The organism is Streptomyces desertarenae, assembly GCF_042681365.1.
Lineage (GTDB): Bacteria > Actinomycetota > Actinomycetes > Streptomycetales > Streptomycetaceae > Streptomyces > Streptomyces desertarenae.
The window spans coordinates 318,468-338,079 of sequence record NZ_JBHUFU010000005.1 but is presented as its reverse complement, the minus strand read 5'-3'; the positions used below and the strand labels follow the sequence as shown (position 1 = coordinate 338,079).

The following is a 19,612-nucleotide window of genomic DNA, read 5'->3' as shown; positions in this document are numbered from 1 at the left end:
GGCCGTGCATGTCGCCCGTCCCCCCTCGTGGTCTGGTACGCCCCCGACCGGACGATACACCAGAAAAGTCACGCAGGGACATAGCACGTCTACGCAGCGTGACTAGTGTGGAAAATGCGGATACAATGCGCAGCCACCTGTATCCGGAGCGTGCAAGGGGTGGTGCGGCCGGTCCGGCGCGCCCGTGGTGCCCGCGCCGCCACCGCGCCGGGCGCACCACTCCCCGGTCGGCACCGCTACGCCGTGGCGACGACGTTCCGCGGCCGCTCCCCCGCCGCGAACAGTTCCAGCTGCGAGCGCACCAGCCGCTCGGCGCGCGGCCGGAACGCCGAGGTGGGGCCGCCGACATGGGGCGTTATCAGAGTGCCGGGCGCCTTCCACAGCGGGTGCCCGGCGGGCAGCGGTTCGGGGTCGGTGACGTCCAGGGCGGCGCGCAACCGGCCCGACTCCAGTTCGGCCAGGAGCGCCCCGGTGTCCACCACGGCCCCGCGCGCGACGTTCACCAGCAGCGCCCCGTCCTTCATCCGGGCCAGGAAGCCGGCGTCGACCAGGCGGCGGGTGGCCTCGGTCAGCGGTGTGACCAGGAAGACGACATCCGCCTCGGGCAGCAGCCCGGGCAGGTCCGCCAGGGTGTGCACCGGGCCGCGCGGCGCGGACCGGGCGGTGCGGGCGACGCGGTGGACCCTCCCCACCTCGAAGGGCACCAGCCGCTCCTCGATGGCCGCGCCGATGGCCCCGTAGCCGACGATCAGCGCGGTCCGGTCGGCCAGCGCCGGCCGGAAGCACGGCTCCCAGCGCCCGGCGTCCTGGGCCCGCACGAAGTCCGGGACACCGCGCAGCGAGGCGAGCGCCAGGGCGAGGGCGAGTTCGGCGGTGGAGGCGTCGTGGACGCCGCGGGCATTGCACAGCAGGGTGCCCGGGGGCAGTTTCGGTACGGCGGGCTCCACGTGGTCGACCCCCGCGGTGAGCGTCTGCACCACCCGGACCTTCGGCATGTGCTCCAGCGGACGTACGGCGACCGCCTCACCCTTCAGGTAGGGAACGACGTAGAAGACGCAGTCCGCCGGGTCCGCGGGGAACTCCTCTGCGCCGTCCCAGTGGACGTAGCGGAACGCGGCGGGCAGACCGCCGATCTCCTCGGGCGGGATGGGCAGCCAGACGTCGGTGGAAGCCATGGTCAGAGGCTATCCGGAGGCTGTGCGGAGCCGCCGCGGAGCACCCGTTAGGTTGGGACGCGCCCGGCGGGGGGCGAGGGAGGGAGCACGTCCAGGTGGAGCGCAGGACGATCGGTGCGGCGGCGCTGGAGGTGGGTGCCGTCGGGCTCGGCTGCATGCCCATGAGCTGGGCCTACACCACTTCCCAGCAGGACGGCGAGGCCTCGCTGCGCACGGTGCACACCGCGCTCGACCGGGGGATGACGCTGCTGGACACCGCCGACATGTACGGCCCGTTCACCAACGAGCTGCTGCTGGGCCGGGTGCTCCGCCGGCGGCGCGCGGACGCCTTCGTCTCCACCAAGTGCGGGCTGCTGGTCGGCGAGCAGCACATCGTGGCCAACGGGCGCCCCGGTTACGTGAGGCGGGCCTGCGACGCCTCGCTGCGCAGACTGCAGACCGACGTGATCGACCTCTACCAGCTCCACCGCGCCGACCCGGAGGTCCCCATCGAGGAGACCTGGGGCGCGATGGCCGAACTGGTGGCGGCCGGCAAGGTGCGCGCGCTGGGGCTGTGCGCGGTCGGCGCGCGGGCGCGGCGGCGGGGCTCCAGAGCCTCCCCCTACGAGGAAACGATCCGCCAGCTGGAGCGGGTGCAGCAGGTCTTCCCGGTCAGCTGCGTCCAGGCCGAGCTGTCGGTGTGGTCCCCCGAGGCCCTCTCCGCGCTGCTGCCGTGGTGCGAGGCGCGCGGGATCGGCTTCCTGGCCGCCATGCCGCTGGGCAGCGGCTTCCTGACCGGCACCCTCACCCCCGGAAGCGGCTTCGAGCCCGACGACGCACGGGCCCGCCACCCGCGGTTCACCGCCGAGATGATGGCCGCCAACCAGCCGATCGTCGCCGGGCTGCGGCGCGTCGCCCGCCGGCACGGCGACGCCACCCCGGCCCAGGTCGCGCTGGCCTGGCTGCTGGCGCAGGGACCGCACGTGGTGCCGGTGCCGGGCACCAAGAAGGAGCGCTGGGCCGCGCAGAACGCGGAGGCGGCGCGGCTGGAGCTCACCGCGGAGGACCTGGCGGAGATAGCCGGGCTGCCCCCGGCCCGGGGGTCGTGGGACTGATCCGGGAACATCCGGCGCCTCCGCGGCGTACGGTCGGGTACGGGACCGCCGCACCGGCGCCGCGGCCCGCACCGTGACCGACAGCCCCGACAGCCCCCGAAAGGCACGCCGATGCTGCGAAGCCGTTCCCTGCCGCTGCGGGCGGCCACCGCCTCCCTGGCCGGTCTCGCCCTGCTCGCGGCGGGCTGCTCCGGTGGCGGGCCCGAGCCCTCCGGCTCCCCGGACGCCACCGCCGGCCGGTCCTCCCCCGCTCCGGAGTCCTCCCGCTCCCCCGGCGCCTCGCCCGCTCCCGCCAAGGGCTCGGTGAAGGTGGTGGACACCGTCGCGACGGGCCTGGAGTCGCCCTGGGGGGTGGCGCCCCTGCCCGACGGCGACCTGCTGGTCTCCTCCCGGGACGAGGGCACGGTCTCCCGGGTCGACGCCGGCAGCGGGAAGGTGACCGGGCTGGGGTCGGTGCCCGGGGTGGAACCGGGCGGCGAGGGCGGCCTGCTGGGCATCGCCGTCTCGCCCGACTTCGCCGAGGACCGCTACGTCTACGCCTACCTCACCAGCGCCTCCGACAACCGGATCGTGCGCATGCTCTACGAGGAGGACGAGGAGGGGGCCGGCCGGCTGGGCGCGCCCAGCACCGTCCTGCGGGGCATCCCCAAGGGGGTGGTCCACAACGGCGGCCGGATCGCCTTCGGCCCCGACCGCATGCTCTACGCCGGCACCGGCGACACCGGCGACGAGAGCCTCGCCCAGGACCGGGACTCCCTCGGGGGCAAGATCCTGCGCATGACGCCGGAGGGCGAACCCCCGGGCCACGGCAATCCCGAGGCGGACTCCGTCGTCTACTCCTGGGGCCACCGCAACGTCCAGGGACTCGCGTGGGACGCCGAGAAGCGCCTGTGGGCCTCGGAGTTCGGCCAGGACACCTGGGACGAGCTCAACCTGATCCGGCCCGGCGGCAACTACGGCTGGCCCGAGGCGGAGGGCGAGGCCGGTGAGGAGGGCCTCGTCGACCCCGTGGCCCAGTGGAAGCCGGCCGAGGCCTCCCCCAGCGGCATCGCCGTGGCGCGGGGCTCGGTGTGGATGGCGGGCCTGCGCGGCGAGCGGCTGTGGCGGATCCCTCTGGAGGGCGGGGAAGCGGTGGCGGAACCGCAGGCGTTCCTGGAGGGTGAGTACGGGCGGTTGCGGACGGTCGTCCCCGACGGCGGCGGCGGGCTGTGGCTGGTGACCGGCGAGACCGACTCCCGCGGCACGCCCGGCGAGGACGACGACCGCATCCTGAGGCTGGAGGTCCGCTGATGTTCAACCTGGTCGAGGAGTTGTTCAGCCCGGGACGGCGCCACGCCGACGACGAGCGCAGGCGGCTGGAGCACACCCGGGTGGAGGAGGGCAGCCAGGACCCCGGCCGCGGTCCCATCGACCTCGCCTCCGGCCAGGTCCTGATAAGGCCCCAGCGCCCGGCCCCGGCCGCGGAGACCGACCGGGGCGGGGAGCGGGGCTGAGCCGGGACGCCGCCGGGCGTCCGCTCATCCCGCGACCGCCGGCGCCGGCCGGATCGGACCGTCCGGCTCGACCAGCCGCAGCCGGTGCGCCATCGCCGCCGCCTCGCCGCGTCCCGACACCCCCAGCTTCGCCAGGATGTTGGAGACGTGCACGCCGGCCGTCTTGGGCGAGATGAACAGCTCCTCGGCGATCCGGCGGTTGCTGTGCCCGGCCGCGACCAGCCCCAGCACGTCGCGCTCGCGCGGGGTGAGGCCGAAGGCCTCCGCCGGGCCGGCCGGCGTCCGCGGCCCGGTGCGGGGGCCGCCGGGGGGCCGGAGGGGGATGCGGGCCCGCCCTGCCAGGTGCTCGATGCTCGCGCGCAGCGGCGCGGCACCCAGCCGGACGGCCGTCCCGTGCGCCCCGGCCAGCAGTTCGGCGGCCTCGTCGCGGTCGCCGCCGGCGTCGAGCAGGGACTCCGCCCGGCGGTGGCGCACCAGGGCCAGCCGGAAGGGCCGGGGCAGCTCCTCGAAGGCGGCCACCGCCTCGGCCCAGCGGTCCGGGTCGTCGTCCCCCCGGGCCCGCAGCAGCTCGGCGTCCGCCAGCAGCCCGTACGCCGCCCACACCGGCACCAGCCGCGGCAGTGCGCGGGCCGCCTCGCGGATGCGTTCCAGGACCTCCTCGCGCCCCGGCGCGGCGGCGGGCAGCCCCCGCACGTCCGCCTCGACGGCCAGCGCCGAGCACAGCAGCGGCCAGGCGTACCGCTCGACGGCGAGGGGGAAACCGCGGTCCAGCGCCTCCTCCAGCACGCGCCGGGCCTCCATCGGCCGGCCGCGCGCCGCCTCGACCTCCAGCTCCAGCCGGGCGAGGGGGACGGTGTACTGCGGCTGCGGATCGTGCGTGCCGTGGTGCCGCCACGCCTCGGCCAGCTCCCGGACGGCCCGGTCGGTGTCGCCCCGGCGCAGGGCGAGGTGGGCGCTCTTGAGCGCGGCCGAACCGCGCGGCCGGGGACTGCACGCCAGCCGGCGCACGGCGGCCAGCGCGGCGTCGGCCTCCTCCCAGCGCCCCAGGGCGACGAGCGACTCGGCCTTGTTGCTCTGCAGCCACGCCCTGGTGTCCCGCAGGCCGAAGCGGTGGGCGACCCGCAGCCCCTCCTCGGCCGTCTCCACGGCCTGCTCGGAGCGGCCCACCCCTTCCAGGGCCGACGACAGGTTGACGTGGCAGCGTCCCATGACGCCGACCTCGCCCCGGTCCACCACGCACCGGGCCACCTCCGCCATCTCGGCGAGCCCGGCGTCCACGTCCCCCGCGAAGACCCGCAGGTTGCCCAGGGTGAGCCGGGCGTGCAGCTCGATGCTCCCGGCGCCCACCACGGACGCCAGCTCCACCGCGCGGCGGGCGGTGGAGAAGGTCTCCGGCCCGACCTCGTGGACGGCGCCCCAGCCCGCCGCGGCGGCCAGCACGTCGGCGTGGACCGGGGAGGGCGGCAGTCCGCGCACCAGTTCCCGGGCCCGGGCCAGCTCCTCGCGGCCGTCGCCCTGGCCGGTGCTCTGCACGAGCCGGGAGCGCTGGGTCCAGAACCAGGCCGCCCGCAGGGGCTCCCGCCTCTCGTCCAGGGTCCGCAGGGCTCGCCTGACGACGGCCAGGGCCCGCTTGCGCTCCCCCGAGAGCTGGGCGGCGGTGACCGTCTCGGCCAACAGGTCCAGGTGGCGCAGCGACTCGTCGTCTCCGTCGCAGGACGGGTACACCTCGGCGTGCCGGGGGGAGGGCAGGGCGCGGCGGGTGGCCGCGTCGGCGTCCTCCCACAGCTCCAGCACCCGGTCCAGCAGCCGCAGCTGCTCGGCGTAGGCGTAGCGCCGCCGGGCGGCGACCGCCGCGTCCAGCGCGGCGGGCAGGGCCCGGGGCACGTCGCGCGCCGCATACCAGTGGCTGGCCAGGCGGGCGGCCCGCTCGTCGGTGCGGACCAGGGAGGGGTCCGCCTCCAGCGCCTCGGCGTAGCGGCGGTTGAGCGCGGCGCGCTCCCCGGGCAGCAGGTCCTCCGAAACGGCCTCGCGCACCAGCGCGTGCCGGAAGCGGTAGCCGTCGCCGTCCTGGGCGGGGGCCAGGACGTTGGCGCCCACCGCGTCCCGCAGCGCCGCGATCAGCTCGTCCTCCGGGAGCCGGACGACGGCCGCGAGCAGGGCGTGCTCCACCGTGGAGCCGCCCTCGGCGGCGGTCCGCACCACCTGCTGGGCGGTCTCCGGCAGCGCCTCGACCCGCACCAGCAGCAGGTCGCGCAGCGACTCGCTGATGCCGCAGGCGGAACCGGAGACCGTCAGCTCCTCCACGAAGAACGGGTTGCCCTCGGAGCGCTCGAAGACCTGTTCCGTCAGGTCGTGGTCGGGCGCCTCCACTCCCTGGATGCCGGCCATCTGCGCCCGCACCTCGTCGCGGCTGAGCCGGGGCAGCTCGATCCGACGGACGGTGCGCAGCCGGTCGAGTTCGGCGAGGAAGGGGCGCAGCGGGTGGCGCCGGTGGATGTCGTCGGAGCGGTAGGTGGCGGCGATGACCAGCCGGGCGCGGTCGAGCGAGCGGAAGAGGTAGGCCAGCAGCTCGCGGGTGGAGCGGTCGGCCCAGTGCAGGTCCTCCACGGCCAGGACGAGGGTGCGGCGCGCGGAGAGGGACTCCAGCAGGCGGGCCGTCAGCTCGAACAGCCGCGCCCGGCCGTCCTCCTCGTGCCACTCGCGGGTGGTCTCCCCCAACTCCGGCAGGAGGCGGGCCAGTTCGCCCTCCTGGCCCGCGGCGGCGGCCGTGAGCTCCTCGCCGAGCTGCCGGTGCAGGGAGCGCAGCACGGTGGAGACGGGCGCGAACGGCAGCCCCTCCGCCCCGATCTCGACGCATCCCCCCACGGCCACGACGGCGCCGGCCGCGCGGGCGGCGGAGAGGAACTCCTCCAGCAGCCGCGTCTTGCCGACCCCCGCCTCCCCCGCCACCACGACCGCCTGCGGGCCGCCCGCGGCGGCGCGGGCGAGCGCGTCGGCGAGGGCGGCCGACTCGTCCCCGCGGCCGACGAACACCGGACTCACTCGGGCACTGTCCACGGCGCCGAGCATCGCACAGGAACCGGGCCGCGCGGCACCGGATTCCGGCGCCGCGTCCCGGTCCGGCGGGCGGGCCGCCGGACCGGGGCGGCGCCGGGTCAGGCGGCCCGGGTCCACCGGCCGCGTCCTCCGTCCGCGCCGCCGCGCCGGCGCCCTCCGTCCGCGCCGGTGCGCTCCGTCCGGCGGCGGCGCCGGCGGGCCGCCGCGGCCTCGCGCGCCAGGCGCTCCCGTTCGGCCTCCCTGCGCAGTTCACCGGCGCTCTGCCGGTACAGCTGGTACTCGATCATCACGGCCCCCCGTGCTCGGTGGTCGTCTCCCTCCGCTGTCCGCGGACGGTTCGACCCTCCTCCCCCAGGCGGGGCGGCCGCATCGGGAGGATGCCGGATCCGTGCCGCCCCGGGTGCCCTAGGGAGCGTCCCCGGGCGCGGGCCGCGGCGGCCGCCCCTAGGGCATGTGCGGGATGCTCCGGGGGACGGCGTCCCGGGGGGACGGGCCGTGGGCGCGGGGCGGCCGCCACCCGGCGCCCGGTCCGTGCCGGGAGCGCCTTCCCACCGGGGCCCCGGCCCCGGTGGTGCAGTGCGGACACGGCCCGGCCCCCGCGCCTCCGGGCGGGAGGTGCGGGGGCCGGGCCGTACCGGGCGGGTGGGCGTCAGCCCTGGACGCCCAGCCTCTCCAGGATGAGCTCGCGGGCGCGGGCGGCGTCCGCCTGGCCGCGGGTGGCCTTCATCACGGCGCCGACGAGGGCGCCCGCCGCGGCCACCTTGCCGCCGCGGATCTTCTCGGCGACGTCCGGGTTGGCGGCGATCGCCTCGTCCACGGCCTTGCCCAGCGCGCCGGTGTCCGAGACGACCTTCAGACCGCGCCTCTCCACGACCTCGTCCGGCTCGCCCTCGCCCGCGAGGACGCCTTCGATGGTCTGGCGGGCCAGCTTGTCGTTGAGGGACCCCTCGGCGACCAGCGCGCACACCCGGGCCACCTGGGCCGGGGTGATGGGCAGGGCGGACAGCTCGCTGCCCTGCTCGTTGGCCCGGCGGGCCAGCTCGCCCATCCACCACTTGCGGGCCTGGTCGGCCGGGGCGCCGGCGTCGACGGTGGCGGTGATCAGGTCGATGGCGCCGGCGTTGAGGACGGACTGCATCTCGTGCTCGGAGACGCCCCACTCCTCGCGCAGCCGGTTGCGGCGCACGCGCGGCAGCTCCGGCAGCTGGGCCCGCAGCTTCTCCACCCACTCGCGGGCGGGCGCGACCGGCACCAGGTCCGGCTCGGGGAAGTAGCGGTAGTCCTCCGCCTCCTCCTTGACGCGGCCGGAGGTGGTGGTGCCGTCCTCCTCGTGGAAGTGGCGGGTCTCCTGGACGACCTTCTCGCCGGCGTCCAGCAGCGCGGCGTGGCGCTGGATCTCGAAGCGGGTGGCCCGCTCGACGCTGCGCAGCGAGTTGACGTTCTTGGTCTCGCTGCGGGTGCCGAACGTCTCGGTGCCGTGCGGGCGCAGCGACAGGTTGACGTCGCAGCGCATCTGCCCCATCTCCATCCGGGCCTCGGAGACGCCGAGGGCGCGGATGAGTTCGCGCAGTTCGGCGACGTAGGCGCGGGCCACCTCCGGGGCGCGTTCCCCGGCGCCGGTGATCGGCTTGGTGACGATCTCGATCAGGGGGATGCCGGCCCGGTTGTAGTCCAGCAGCGAGTGCGAGGCGCCGTGGATGCGGCCGGTGGCGCCGCCGATGTGGGTGGACTTGCCGGTGTCCTCCTCCATGTGGGCGCGCTCGATGCCCACGCGGAAGACCTCGCCGTCCTCCAGCTGGACGTCCAGGTAGCCGTCGAAGGCGATCGGCTCGTCGTACTGGGAGATCTGGAAGTTCTTCGGCATGTCCGGATAGAAGTAGTTCTTCCGGGCGAACCGGCACCACTCGGCGATCCCGCAGTTGAGTGCGAGGCCGATCCGGACGGCGGACTCCACCGCGGTCGCGTTGACCACCGGCAGGGAGCCGGGCAGGCCGAGGCAGACCGGGCAGGTCTGGGTGTTGGGCTCGGCGCCCAGCGCGGTGGAGCAGCCGCAGAACATCTTGGTCCTGGTGCCCAGTTCGACATGGACCTCCAGGCCCATGACGGGGTCGTAGGAGGCCAGCGCGTCCTCGTACGACACCAGTTCAGTGACAGTCACGGAAAGCCAAACCTTTCAGGCGCTGCGGTCAGTCGTCGGCCAGGACGTCGTCGATGTCCAGGCGGCGCAGCTCCCGGACGAGGACGGCGGCGTTGGTGAGGACCGCGGCGCCGGAGACGACGGCGTCCAGCAGCTTGAGCTTGTCGGTCTCGCGGCGGGCGAGCTGGATCTGCTTGACCACGCCGACGATGCCGAAGAGCGAGGTGCCGATGGACAGGTACAGGCCGGGCCGGCTCTTCTTGAACCCCCTGGCCTTCTTCAGCGTGCTCACAGCGCGGGTGCCTCCTCCAGCAGCGGGTGGCCCCACCGTGCCTGGAAGGCGGCCTCGACCGCCGCTCCGACACGGTACAGCCGGTCGTCGGCCATCGCGGGGGCGATGATCTGCAGCCCCACCGGCAGCCCGTCCTCGGGGGCCAGGCCGCAGGGCAGCGACATGGCCGCGTTGCCCGCCAGGTTGGCCGGGATGGTGCACAGGTCCGCCAGGTACATGGCCATCGGGTCGTCGGCGCGCTCGCCGATGGGGAAGGCGGTGGTGGGGGTGGTCGGCGAGACCAGCACGTCCACCTGCCCGAAGGCGGCCTCGAAGTCGCGCTTGATGAGCGTGCGCACCTTCTGGGCGGAGCCGTAGTAGGCGTCGTAGTAGCCGGAGGACAGCGCGTAGGTGCCGAGCATGATGCGGCGCTTGACCTCGGGCCCGAAGCCGGCCTCGCGGGTGAGGGAGGTGACCTCCTCCGCGGAGCGGCCGCCGTCGTCGCCGACGCGCAGGCCGTAGCGCATCGCGTCGAAGCGGGCCAGGTTCGAGGAGCACTCCGACGGCGCGATCAGGTAGTACGCCGCGAGCGCCTTGTCGAAGGAGGGGCAGGAGATCTCGACGACCTCGGCGCCCAGCTCGCGCAGCAGCTCCACGGACTCGGTGAAGCGCTGCATGACGCCGGCCTGGTAGCCCTCGCCGCCGAACTCCCGGACCACGCCGACGCGCATCCCCCGGACGCTCCCGTCGCGGGCGGCCTCGACCACCGGCGGGACGGGCGCGTCGATGGAGGTGGAGTCCATCGGGTCGTGTCCGGCGATCGCCTCGTGCAGCAGGGCCGCGTCCAGCACGGTGCGGGCGCAGGGGCCGCCCTGGTCCAGGGAGGAGGAGAAGGCGACCATGCCGTAGCGGGAGACGCCGCCGTAGGTGGGCTTGACGCCGACGGTGCCGGTGACGGCCGCGGGCTGGCGGATGGAGCCGCCGGTGTCGGTGCCGATGGCCAGCGGGGCCTGGTAGGAGGCCAGTGCCGCCGAGGAGCCGCCGCCGGAGCCGCCCGGGATGCGGGTGAGGTCCCAGGGGTTGCAGGTGGGGCCGTAGGCGCTGTTCTCGGTGGAGGAGCCCATGGCGAACTCGTCCATGTTGGTCTTGCCCAGGATCACCACGTCCGCGTCCTTGAGGCGCCGGGTGACCGTGGCGTCGTAGGGCGGGATCCAGCCTTCGAGGATCTTCGAGCCGACGGTGGTGGGCACGCCCTCGGTGGTGAAGATGTCCTTGAGGGCGAGCGGGACGCCGGCGAGCGGGCCGAGCTCCTCGCCGCGGGCGCGCTTGGCGTCCACGGCGCGGGCGCGGGCCAGGGCGCCCTCGCGGTCGACGTGGAGGAAGGCGTTGACCTTCTCGTCGACGGCCTCGATGCGGGCGAGGTGGGCCTCGGCCACCTCCACGGCGCTGGTCTCGCCGGAGGCGATGAGCGCGGCGGTCTCGGCCGCGGTGAGCCTGGTCAGGTCACTGGTGCTGGTCACGGCGGTCACTCCTCCCCCAGGATCTGCGGCACCTTGAATCGCTGCTGCTCCTGGGCCGGGGCGCCGGAGAGCGCCTGCTCGGGGGTGAGCGACGGACGGACCTCGTCCGGGCGCATGACGTTGGTCAGGGGCAGCGGGTGGGAGGTCGGCGGTACGTCCTCGTCGGCGACATCGGAGACGCGGGCGACCGCGCCGATGATGTCGTCGAGCTGTCCGGCGAAGTGGTCGAGCTCTTCGTCCTTCAGCTCCAGACGCGCCAGCCGGGCGAGGTGGGCGACCTCCTCGCGCGTGATGCCAGGCATGCAGCGATTCCTCGGGGGTGAGTGGTGGATCCTTCGGGGCTTGACGGACTCTTCTGCGGTCCGCCCCAATCCTATGGCGCCCGGCGCCCCCGGCGCACAGCACCACGGCACCGCCGCGTGGGCCGCCCCGGGCGCGGGGCCCGGAGCGGCCCGCCGCGCCTACCGCGCCGGCTGTCCGTAGGGGTGCCCGGCCCCCCTCGCCGCGCCGGGGCGCGGCAGCACGCGGTTCGGGCCCGGCAGCGCGTGCGCCGCGCCCTCGACCGCCGGGGGCGCCCCGTCGCGCGCCCTCAGCCAGGCGGTGGCCTCGGCCGGGGGCAGCGCGGCGGAGACCAGCCAGCCCTGCACCGCGTCGCAGCCCAGGTCGCGCAGGCGCTCCCAGGTCTCGTCGTCCTCCACGCCCTCGGCGACGACCAGCAGGCCCAGGGAGTGCGCGAGGTCGATCGTGCAGCGCACGATCTCGGCGTCCTCGGCGTCCACGGCGAGCCGGGCCACGAAGGAGCGGTCGATCTTCAGTTCGCTCACCGGCAGCCGCCGCAGGTGCACCAGCGAGGAGTAGCCGGTGCCGAAGTCGTCCAGGGACATCCGCACGCCGTGGCCGGTGAGCGCGGCCAGGGTGCCCGCGGCCCGCTGCGGGTCCTCCAGGAGGACGTGCTCGGTGATCTCCAGCTGCAGCGCCGCGGCGGGGACGCCGTGCCGGGCGAGCCGGGCGGCGACGGACCCGGCGAAACCGGGGCTGTGGACGTCGCGGGGCGAGACGTTGACGGCGACCGGCACCCTCAGGCCCTGGGCGCGCCAGCGGGCGACCTGGGCGAGGGCGGTCTCCAGCACGTAGTCGGTCAGCCGGGGCATCAGGCCGGAGGTCTCGGCGATGGCGATGAACTCGTCCGGGGGGACCCTGCCGCGCTCCGGGTGCACCCAGCGCACCAGCGCCTCCAGACCGGAGACGGTGCCGTCGAAGGCGACCTTGGGCTGGTAGTGGAGTTCGATCTCGCCGGCGTCCAGGGCGCGGCGCAGGTCGCCCAGCAGCCCCAGGCGGTCGGGGGTGTTGCCGTCCCGGGTGGCCTCGTAGACCTCCACCCCGCTGCGGTCGCGCTTGGCCTGGTACATCGCGACGTCGGCGCGGCGCAGCAGCCCCTCGGCCTCGCCGGCGTGGTCGGGGAAGACCGCCACCCCCGCGCTGGCCTCCAGCTCCAGCGTCAGACCGTCCAGGTCGATCGGGGAGCCGAGCGCGGAGACGAGGGTGCGGGCGACGCGCTGGGCGCTGGTGGGCGAGTCGGCGAGCGGGAGCAGCACGGCGAACTCGTCGCCGCCGAGCCGGGCCACCTCGGCGCCGCACGGCAGCGCCGTCCTGAGCCGTTCCGCGATCTGGAGCAGCAGCCGGTCGCCGGCCAGGTGGCCGAGGGTGTCGTTGACCGAGCGGAAGCGGTCCAGGTCGATGAGGACGAGGGCGGAGCGGGCGCCCATCCGGTCGGCCTCGTCCAGGGCGGACCAGGTGCGCTCCAGCAGCCACTGGCGGTTGGCGAGCCCGGTGAGGGGGTCGCGGAGCTGCTCCTCGGCGCGGGCACGGGCGATCCACAGGGCGGAGTCCAGCGAGATCAGCGGCACGGCGAACAGCGGCAGCAGCGGCGGGGTGTGGGCGGCGACCACGACGATCAGCGGGGAGATGGCGAGCAGGGCCAGCCCCACCAGCCCTTGCCGGACCAGGGCGGTGCGGGCGATGGTGGGCAGCCCGTCCCGGCGCCGGGTCAGGGCGTACCACAGCAGCGTCCGGGTGACCAGCAGGTAGGCGCAGGCGGCCAGCAGCACCTCCAGGACGGTGGAGGGGCTCCAGGCGTCCGGCAGCCAGGGCCGCTCCACCGAGGGGCGGACGCCGAAGGCGGCGAGGCAGAGGGCGGCGGCGCCGATGCCGAGGATGTCCACCGCCCCGTTGCGCACGGCCTGGCGCCAGTGGTGGCGCCGGGCCGTGCCGACCAGCACCACGACGGCGAGGCTGACCAGGGTGGCCGGGATCCAGCCGTACAGCAGCAGGATGGCCAGGGTGAGGGTGGCGCCGGATCCGGTGCCGCCCCACCAGCGGTCCCGGCCCAGCGCCACCAGGTGCCCGACGATCAGGCCGGTCAGGACGGCGAAGGACCAGCCCGGCATGCCGCCGGGGAAGAGCGCGTGCCCCTCGGAGACGACCCGGAGGACGCCGACGGCCAGCGCGGCGCCGGCGGTCGCGACGACCGCGCGGGAGAGGCCGGGGACCTCCAGCGAGATCAGGCGCAGCAGCAGCGGCACCCCGTCGGAGTCCTCGCCCGGCGGGGCCTGCGGGTGCCCGCGGCGGAGCCACTGCCGTCCCCGGTCCCGGGGTTGTCGCTGCATGCGCGTCCCTCTCACAGCCGTCGGTGCCCACGCCACGGCAGGCGCACCCCATCAACAGTAGGGCGCGCGCGGCCGCCGGGTGCGGTGGTCGACCGGGGGTGCCCGAATGCCGACCGGTCGCTCGCGTCCGTCTGATAAGCGCCGGACGGACGCGCTCCATCACTCACCCAACGGCGTTCCGCGCAAACGTGGTTGGCGGCCGGGACGCCGCCCCGCATCACTCCGCGGGAGGCTCCGCGGCGGCTTCGGCGGGGGCGGCAGCGGCCTTCCGCGCGGCCTCGGGCCCCTGCTCCAGGAGGACGGCCAGACCGTCGTCATCCAGGATCGGAACCTTCAACTGCACGGCCTTGTCATATTTCGATCCTGGACTGTCGCCTGCCACAACAAAACTGGTCTTCTTTGAAACAGAACCAGTCACTTTTGCTCCGCGGCTCTGCAGCGCCTCCTTCGCCGCATCCCTGGTGTAGGCCTGGAGCGTCCCGGTGACGACGACGGTGAGGCCCTCCAGCGGACGCGGGCCGAGCTCCTCGCCGCCCTCCTCCTCCATCCGGACCCCCGCGGCCCGCCACTTCTCGACGATCTCGCGGTGCCACTCCTCGGCGAACCACGCCTTGAGCGAGGCCGCGATGGTCGGGCCGACCCCCTCGGTGGCGGCCAGCTCCTCCTCGGACGCCGCGGCGATCCGGTCCAGCGAGCGGAACTCCCGCGCCAGCGCCTCGGCCGCCACCGGGCCCACGTGGCGGATCGACAGGCCGGTGATGATCCGCGCCAGCGGGCGCCGCTTGGCCGCCTCGATGTTCTCCAGCATGGCCAGGGTGTTCTTACGCGGCTCGCCCTTGAGGTTGGCGAAGAGGGTGACGACCTTCTCCTCGCCCGTCTTCGGATCCCGCTTGGGCAGACCGCTGTCCGGATCCAGGACGTACGTCCTGATGGGCAGCAACTGCTCCAGGGTGAGGTCGAAGAGGTCCCCCTCGTCCCTCAGCGGCGGCTCGGCCGGCTCCAGCGGCTGGGTCAGCGCGGTGGCCACCACGTAGCCGAAGTGCTCGATGTCCAGGCACTTGCGCCCTGCCAGGTAGAACAGGCGCTCGCGCAACTGGCCGGGGCAGGAACGGGCGTTGGGGCAGCGCAGGTCGACGTCGCCCTCTTTGGCGGGCTTGAGCGGGGTGCCGCATTCCGGGCACTCGGTGGGCATCACGAACTCCCGCTCGCTGCCGTCCCGCAGGTCCGCCACCGGACCCAGGATCTCGGGGATGACGTCGCCCGCCTTGCGCAGCGCCACCGTGTCCCCGATGAGCACGCCCTTGGCCTTCACCACGTCCTGGTTGTGGAGGGTGGCGAACTCCACCTCCGAGCCGGCCACCGTCACCGGCTCCACCACCGCGAACGGCGTGGCCCGCCCCGTCCGGCCGATGTTCACCCGGATGTCCAGCAGCCGGGTGTTGACCTCCTCCGGCGGGTACTTCCAGGCGATCGCCCAGCGCGGCGCCCGCGAGGTGGAACCCAGCCGCCCCTGGAGGGGGATCTCGTCCAGCTTGACGACCACCCCGTCGATCTCGTGCTCCACCGAGTGCCGGTTCACCCCGAAGTGCGCGATGAACTCCCGCACGCCCTCGACGGAGTCGACCACCTTGTTGTACGCGGCCGTCGGCAGGCCCCACCCGTGCAGCAGCTCGTAGGCGTGCGACAGCCGGTCGATGTCGAAGCCCTCCCGGGCCCCGATGCCGTGCACCACCATGCGCAGCGGGCGCTCCGCGGTGACCTTGGGGTCCTTCTGCCGCAGCGAGCCGGCCGCCGCGTTGCGCGGATTGGCGAACGCCGGCTTGCCCGCCTCGACCAGCCGGGCGTTCAGCTCCTCGAAGCGCTCCATGGGGATGAACACCTCGCCGCGGACCTCCACCAGCTCCGGGACCCGCTCCCCCCGCAGCCGCTCGGGGACGTCGGCGATGGTGCGGATGTTGGGCGTGATGTCCTCGCCGGTGCGCCCGTCGCCCCGGGTCGCCGCGCGCGTCAGCCTGCCGTGCTCGTACGTCAGGTTGACCGCGAGCCCGTCCACCTTCAGCTCGCACAGGAAGTGGTACGGCACACCGCCCAGCTCGCGCGCGATCCGGTCGGCCCAGCCGTCCAGCTCCTCGTCGTCGAAGGCGTTGTCCAGCGACAGCATCCGCTCACGGTGCCGTACGGCGGTGAACTCCGTCTCGTAGGCACCCGCGACCTTCTGCGTCGGCGAGTCGGGCGTGGCCAGCTCCGGGTACTCCTCCTCCAGCGCCTGGAGTTCGCGCATCAGGGCGTCGAACTCGGCGTCGCTGATGACCGGCGTGGTCACGTAGTACCGGAAGCGGTGTTCCTCGATCTCCTGAGCCAGCCGCGCGTGCCTCTCCCGCGCCTCGCTGCCCGGGCCCACCATCTCCACGAATCCAGCCTCCCGTCACTCAGGGTCGTTAGCGAGCGATCGTGCCGCCCGGACGCAGTGCGCCAGCGCGGCCCGCGCGTACACCGGGGAGGCACCCGCCAGCCCGCAGGAGGGCGTGACCACCACCGACCGCGGCAGCAGCTCCGGAGAAAGCCCCAGCCTGCGCCACAGCATCCTGACACCCATGACGCTACCGCCCGGGTCCGACAATCCGGCCGTTCCCGCCCCGGTCGCCGGCACCACCCCCGCGAACAGCGCCGTGCCGCCCTCGACCGCCTCGCCGATCGCCTCGTCGTCACGTTCGGTGAGCAGCGAGAGGTCGCACGAGATGCCGGCGGCGCCCGCCCGGCGCAATAGCCCGAAGGGCACCCCCGGGGCGCAGCAGTGCACCACCGCGGGCCCCTCCCCGGCGGCCTCCAGCACCTGCCGCAGCGCCTGTTCGGCCACGCCCCGGTCCACGGCCCGGTGGGTGCGGTAGCCGCTGGCGGTGGGCACCCGGCCGGCCAGCACCGCCGGCAGCGACGGCTCGTCGAGCTGGAGGACGACCGCCGCGCCCGGCACCCGCCGCCGCACCTCGGCCAGGTGCTCGCGCAGCCCCTCGGCCAGGGACTCGGCCAGGTAGCGGCAGGCGCCGGCGTCGCCGAGCATCGCCTCGCCGCTGCGGCGCTCCAGCGACGCCGCCATCGTCCACGGGCCCGCGGCCGAGACCTTCAGCGCGCCGGAGTACCCCTGGGTGAACTCCTCCAGCGCGTCCAGGTCCTCGCCCAGCAGGGAGCGGGCGCGCCGCATGTCGTGGCCCGGGGCGTCGGCGGCCCGCCAGCCGCTGGGCTCCAGGTGCACGGGCAGCTCCACCAGCATCCCGGCCGTCCGTCCGATCATGTCCGCGCCCGGCCCGCGTGCGGGCAGCTCCGGCAGGTGCGGAAGCTGTCCGAGGGTGTCGACGACGGTCCTGACCGCCTCCCGCACGTCGGTGCCGGGCAGGGAGCCGACGCCGGTGGCGGCGGCCGTCCCCCACACGTGAGCGCTCACGCCGACGGCCTCACCCTCAGGTCGGTGATCTCCGCGCCCTCCGGCAGGTCGAGGGCGGTCAGGACGGTGGTGGCCACCGCCTCGGGGGTGATCCAGCGGCCCGGTTCGTACTCCCTTCCCTCCTGCCGGTGCACCTTGGCCTGCATCGGCGTGGCGGTGCGGCCCGGGTAGACGGAGGTGACGCGCACCCCGCTGCCCTTCTCCTCCGCCCGCAGCGCGTCGGCCAGCGCCTTCAGGCCGTGCTTGCTCGCGGCGTAGGCGCCCCAGTCGGCGTTCGCGTTCAGGCCGGCGCCGGAGTTGACGAAGACCACGTGGCCGCGGGCGAGGCGGAGCTGCGGCAGCAGCAGCCGGGTCAGTTCGGCCGGGGCGACCAGGTTCACCGCCAGGATGGCGTTCCACACCCGGGGCGTCAGGTCGCCGACCGCGCCGAGGTCCACCACGCCGGCCACGTGCAGCAGGGAGTCCACCTCCTGCGGCAGCTCCTGGTGGGACAGCGCCCACGACAGCCGCTCGGGTTCGGCCAGATCCCCGACGAGGGTACGGGCGCCGGGGAAGCGCCCGGCCAGTTCCCTGGCGCGTCCCGCGTCCCGCGCCAGCAGCCACAACTCCTCGCCGCGCCCGCTCAGCCGCTCGGCGATCGCGGCCCCGATGCCGGAGCCCGCCCCGGTGATCACATGCGTTCCCATGGCGGACATCGTCCCATCCGCCGCTCCCGCCGGCGGGAACGGTGCCCTCCGCGCGGCAGGCGTGATCCAATGCGCTTCCGTGACCTCCTCGACGCCGCCCTCCCCGCCCCCGTCCCCGCCGCCGCCGGGCGTCCCGCCGCAGGGCGGACGCCGCGGCGGTCCGGGCGACCCCGCCCACCGCACCGGCCACCTGGTGGTCTGCGGCGACAACTCCCTGGCACAGCGGCTGGTGAGGGAGCTCGCCTCGGTCTACGGGCAGCAGGTCACCGTCGTGCTGCCCTCGCTGCGCGGCGGCGACCAGGGGCCGCAGATCGCCGCCCTGGTGGGCGATCCGCGCCTGGACGTGCGGGCGGTCCAGGCGCAGGTGCCCGACGAGGCGGCGCTGCGCGAGGCGGGCATCGAGCACGCCGCTGCGCTGGCCCTCACCTCCGGCGACGACCAGCTCAACATCCACACCGCGCTGCGCGCCCGCCGCATCAACCCCGGGCTGCGGCTGGTCATCCGGATGTTCAACCGGACCCTGGGCCGCTACCTGGAGGACCTGCTCGACCGCACCATCACCACCCGCGTCCCCGGCCTGGACCGGCAGGCCGTGGACGCCTCCACCACGGTGCTCTCCGACGCCGACACCGCCGCGCCCTCCCTGGTGGCGGCCGCGGTGGTGGGCGCCGGCAAGGTCATCCAGGCGGACGGGCTGCTGCTGCGCGCCAAGGAGCGCACCATCGGCACCGCCGGCCGCCGCGACCCGCTGTGCACCCTCGCCCTGCTGCCCGACGCCCCCGACTCCGACGAGGGCGACGTCTACGCCGACCCCGAGGACCGGGACGGGCCCGTGCTGCTGCCCGACCCGCGGGAGCTGGAGGGCCTGCCCGACGACCGCGGCACGGTGGTGCTGGAGGCGATCACGCGCCGCTCCGGCCCCGCGGGCGCCCCCCTGTCCCGGGTGCCGCGCCTGCCGGTGGGCTCCTTCTTCTCCCGGCGGCTGCGGGCCTTCCTGCTGGGCCTGGCCGCCGTGACCGTGCTGCTGGCGGCCGCCAACTGGTACGTCACCCGCGAGACGCCGCTGCACGCCGCCTACGTCACCCTGCTCAACGTCATGTCGATCAACGAGCCGGAGCTGGGGGGCACCACCGGGGAGCAGGTGCTGCAGCTGCTGGGCGGACTGGCGGGGATGGCGCTGCTGCCGCTGCTGTTCGCGGTGGTGCTGGAGAGCTACGGCACCTTCCGCCAGGCGGCCGCCCTGCCGCCCCCGCCGCGCGGCATCGAGCGGCACGTCGTCCTGCTGGGCCTGGGCAAGGTGGGCACCCGCGTGCTGGACCAGCTGCTGGAACTGGGCATCCCGGTGGTGTGCATCGAGCGCGACGCCGAGGCCCGCGGCATCGCCGTGGCCCGCGCCCGGCGGGTGCCCACCCTGATCGCGGACGTCACCGAGGACGGCGTGCTGGAGGAGGCGGGGGTCGCGCGCAGCCGCGCCCTGCTGGCCCTCACCAGCGACAGCGGCACCAATCTGGAGGCCGTGCTCTACGCCCGCCAGGTCCACCCCGGGCTGCGGGTGGTGATGCGCCTGTTCGACGACGAGTTCGCCGCCACGGTCTACCGCACGCTGCGCGACACCTACCCCGGCGCGCAGACCCGCAGCCGCAGCGTCTCGGCGCTGGCGGCCCCGGCCTTCGCGGGCGCCATGATGGGGCGCCAGGTGCTGGGGGCGGTCCCGGTGGGCCGCCGGGTGCTGGTCTTCGCGGTGGTGTCGGTGACGGGCAACCGGCTGCTGGAGGGGCGCACCGTGGGCGAGGCGTCCCGTCCCGGGCGCTGGCGGATCCTCGCCCTGGACGCCTCCCCGCCCGAACACCGCCGCCCGGACCTGGGCGCCCTCCCCCCGGGCGGCGCCACCCACACCCTCACCGGCGACCTGGTCTGGCGGCTCCACGACGGCTACGTGATGACGGCGGGCGACCGGGTGGTGGTGGCCGCCACCCGCGACGGTCTGGGCGCGCTGCTGGCGGGCGAGGACCCGCAGGGCGCCGGGGCGGCGGACGGCACGGGGGCCGGCTCCCCGGCACCGGCCCCGTGACCG

15 protein-coding genes are annotated in these 19,612 nt (G+C 75.2%); 4 read left to right on the top strand and 11 right to left on the bottom strand.

Annotated features, from left to right (window positions below; translation table 11 throughout):
• Positions 1–236: 236 nt before the first annotated feature.
• A complete protein-coding gene (locus ACFSJS_RS11380) occupies positions 237–1,175 on the bottom strand; it encodes a 2-hydroxyacid dehydrogenase (RefSeq protein ID WP_380899230.1) in 939 nt (312 codons plus the stop codon).
• A 95-nt stretch (positions 1,176–1,270) separates the two neighbouring features.
• On the opposite strand from ACFSJS_RS11380, the gene ACFSJS_RS11375 reads away from it, so the two are divergent.
• The 3 genes from ACFSJS_RS11375 (at position 1,271) to ACFSJS_RS11365 (ending at position 3,762) form a co-directional block, all read left to right on the top strand.
• On the top strand, positions 1,271–2,269 hold the full coding sequence (locus ACFSJS_RS11375; RefSeq protein WP_380899229.1) for an aldo/keto reductase: 999 nt from the start codon (positions 1,271–1,273) through the stop codon (positions 2,267–2,269).
• A gap of 111 nt (positions 2,270–2,380) precedes the next feature.
• On the top strand, positions 2,381–3,559 hold the full coding sequence (locus ACFSJS_RS11370) for a PQQ-dependent sugar dehydrogenase (protein WP_380899228.1): 1,179 nt from the start codon (positions 2,381–2,383) through the stop codon (positions 3,557–3,559).
• Positions 3,559–3,762, top strand: a complete 204-nt coding sequence (locus ACFSJS_RS11365) for a DUF6191 domain-containing protein (RefSeq protein WP_380899227.1) — start codon at positions 3,559–3,561, stop codon at positions 3,760–3,762. Before ACFSJS_RS11370 ends, ACFSJS_RS11365 begins: the two co-directional genes overlap by 1 nt.
• Before the next feature lie 24 nt (positions 3,763–3,786).
• On the opposite strand, the gene ACFSJS_RS11360 is transcribed toward ACFSJS_RS11365, so the two are convergent.
• The 10 genes from ACFSJS_RS11360 to ACFSJS_RS11315 all read right to left on the bottom strand — a co-directional run bounded on the left by ACFSJS_RS11360 (position 3,787) and on the right by ACFSJS_RS11315 (position 17,538).
• Complete coding sequence (locus ACFSJS_RS11360; protein ID WP_380899226.1) at positions 3,787–6,831, bottom strand: helix-turn-helix transcriptional regulator; 3,045 nt, start codon at positions 6,829–6,831, stop codon at positions 3,787–3,789.
• Between the two features lie 86 nt (positions 6,832–6,917).
• Complete coding sequence (locus ACFSJS_RS11355) at positions 6,918–7,106, bottom strand: hypothetical protein (protein WP_380899225.1); 189 nt, start codon at positions 7,104–7,106, stop codon at positions 6,918–6,920.
• Positions 7,107–7,468: 362 nt separating this feature from the next.
• Complete coding sequence (gatB, locus tag ACFSJS_RS11350) at positions 7,469–8,977, bottom strand: Asp-tRNA(Asn)/Glu-tRNA(Gln) amidotransferase subunit GatB (protein ID WP_380899224.1); 1,509 nt, start codon at positions 8,975–8,977, stop codon at positions 7,469–7,471.
• Between the two features lie 28 nt (positions 8,978–9,005).
• On the bottom strand, positions 9,006–9,248 hold the full coding sequence (locus ACFSJS_RS11345; RefSeq protein ID WP_380899223.1) for a hypothetical protein: 243 nt from the start codon (positions 9,246–9,248) through the stop codon (positions 9,006–9,008).
• Positions 9,245–10,747 (bottom strand): Asp-tRNA(Asn)/Glu-tRNA(Gln) amidotransferase subunit GatA, encoded by a 1,503-nt coding sequence (gene gatA / locus ACFSJS_RS11340; RefSeq protein ID WP_380899222.1) that lies wholly within the window; start codon positions 10,745–10,747, stop codon positions 9,245–9,247. The genes ACFSJS_RS11345 and gatA overlap by 4 nt, the downstream gene beginning before the upstream one ends.
• A gap of 5 nt (positions 10,748–10,752) precedes the next feature.
• A complete protein-coding gene (gatC, locus tag ACFSJS_RS11335; protein WP_031505700.1) occupies positions 10,753–11,049 on the bottom strand; it encodes an Asp-tRNA(Asn)/Glu-tRNA(Gln) amidotransferase subunit GatC in 297 nt (98 codons plus the stop codon).
• A gap of 159 nt (positions 11,050–11,208) precedes the next feature.
• Positions 11,209–13,413: a putative bifunctional diguanylate cyclase/phosphodiesterase gene (locus ACFSJS_RS11330; RefSeq protein WP_380899221.1), complete on the bottom strand. Its 2,205-nt coding sequence runs from the start codon at positions 13,411–13,413 to the stop codon at positions 11,209–11,211.
• A 217-nt stretch (positions 13,414–13,630) separates the two neighbouring features.
• A complete protein-coding gene (ligA, locus tag ACFSJS_RS11325; RefSeq protein WP_380899267.1) occupies positions 13,631–15,817 on the bottom strand; it encodes an NAD-dependent DNA ligase LigA in 2,187 nt (728 codons plus the stop codon).
• Between the two features lie 21 nt (positions 15,818–15,838).
• Positions 15,839–16,852 (bottom strand): methionine synthase, encoded by a 1,014-nt coding sequence (locus tag ACFSJS_RS11320; protein WP_380899220.1) that lies wholly within the window; start codon positions 16,850–16,852, stop codon positions 15,839–15,841.
• The gene (locus tag ACFSJS_RS11315; RefSeq protein ID WP_380899219.1) at positions 16,849–17,538 is read right to left on the bottom strand and encodes an SDR family oxidoreductase; all 690 of its coding nucleotides are present in this window, start codon (positions 17,536–17,538) and stop codon (positions 16,849–16,851) included. Before ACFSJS_RS11315 ends, ACFSJS_RS11320 begins: the two co-directional genes overlap by 4 nt.
• Positions 17,539–17,617: 79 nt before the next feature.
• On the opposite strand from ACFSJS_RS11315, the gene ACFSJS_RS11310 reads away from it, so the two are divergent.
• Positions 17,618–19,609: an NAD-binding protein gene (locus ACFSJS_RS11310; RefSeq protein ID WP_380899218.1), complete on the top strand. Its 1,992-nt coding sequence runs from the start codon at positions 17,618–17,620 to the stop codon at positions 19,607–19,609.
• Positions 19,610–19,612 lie beyond the last annotated feature (3 nt).